Origin of the sequence: Geminicoccus flavidas, assembly GCF_009806515.1 — a bacterium.
Classification (GTDB): domain Bacteria; phylum Pseudomonadota; class Alphaproteobacteria; order Geminicoccales; family Geminicoccaceae; genus Geminicoccus; species Geminicoccus flavidus.
Genome location: NZ_WUJP01000948.1, coordinates 1 through 1420, shown reverse-complemented (window position 1 = coordinate 1420; position 1420 = coordinate 1). Strand labels below are relative to the sequence as shown.

2 protein-coding genes are annotated in these 1420 nt (G+C 69.4%); both read right to left on the bottom strand.

All coding sequences use genetic code 11. The annotated features are described in order from the left end of the window. A partial coding sequence (locus EQG76_RS27230) for an acyl-CoA carboxylase subunit beta (RefSeq protein WP_331463834.1) occupies nt 1-728 on the bottom strand: 728 nt, incomplete at its 3' end. 68 nt (nt 729-796) lie between these two features. Beyond that, on the bottom strand, nt 797-1420 hold a 624-nt coding region (locus EQG76_RS27225), incomplete at its 5' end, for an ATP12 family protein (protein WP_159718123.1).

Here is a 1420-nt window from a genome sequence, read left to right as displayed (position 1 = left end):
AAGCGCCGGATCTCGTGCAGCGCCTGGATGTCGTGGTCGAAGGCGAGATCCGCCACGCCCGAGCGCCCGGTATGGGTCCCGGCACCGCCCAGTTCCTCCGCGGTCACCACCTCGTTGGTGACGGTCTTCACCACGTCCGGGCCAGTCACGAACATGTAGGAGCTGTCGCGGACCATGAAGATGAAGTCGGTCATCGCCGGCGAATAGACGGCACCGCCCGCACAGGGACCCATGATCACCGAGATCTGCGGGATCACCCCCGAGGCCAGCACGTTCTTCTGGAACACGTCAGCATAGCCGGCGAGCGACGCCACGCCTTCCTGAATGCGCGCCCCGCCGCTGTCGTTCAGGCCGATCACCGGGGCGCCCACGCTCACCGCCCGGTCCATGATCTTGCAGATCTTCTCGGCATGGGCCTCGGACAAAGCACCGCCGAACACGGTGAAGTCCTGGCTGAACACAAAGACCAGCCGGCCGTTGATCGTCCCCTGCCCGGTGACCACGCCGTCGCCCGGGATGCGCTGGTTCTCCATGCCGAAGTCGACGCAGCGATGCTCGACGAACATGTCCGTCTCCTCGAAGGAGCCCGGGTCCAGCAGGAGCTCGATCCGCTCCCGCGCGGTGAGCTTGCCCCGCTTGTGCTGGTTGCGGACGCGCTTCTCCCCGCCGCCCTGGCGCGCCGCCTGGCGCATCTCCTCGAGCTGCTCGATGATCGTCTGCACGGCCATCCCCGCCAGCGCCTCCCCTGCAAGTCTCAATGCACCTCACGCGCGCCCGCACGGTGGCGCGCAAACATTCACATGCGCAAGGGCGGTGCCAGCGCCTGCACGAAGCGCTCGACCGCTTCCAGATCGGCGCGCAGCCCCTCATGCCGCCTGGTGATCTCGGGATCGTCGCCCCAGTGCTCCACCTGGTAGAGCGCGTCGAGCTGCGCCACCTCGAACGCCTCGTCGGCCGGCAGTACCGCCTCCATCATGGCAAGGCCCAGCGCCAGGGACTGGGTGATGGTCACGGCGGCATGCAGCGCCACGAGCTGCCAGCCGTCCAGCGCCTCCACCACCGGCAGCAGGCGCTCCTCAGCACCCTCGGGTGCGGCCTGGGGCAGCACCGTGCGATAGACCGGCAGCCGCACGTCGAAGGCGCCCGCCAGCCAGTCCAGCCATGGCTGCCAGGCCTCGTCCTGCCGCTGCACGAGGTCGCGCGGCTCGCTGGCCCGGTAGCACAGCATGTCGGTGCCCAGATAGTCCATGACCTGCCGGATCGCGGGCTGGCGCCGCTCCGGCATCAGGTCGACGGCGGTAGTGGTGAGCCGGGTCACCCGCATGGTGGCCGGCTGCAATTCCTCGCCCTGCCCCTCCCATTCGACCGCCACCGTGCGCGCCAGCGCCTCGGTCGGCACCGCGAGCGTGCGGCGCAGCGG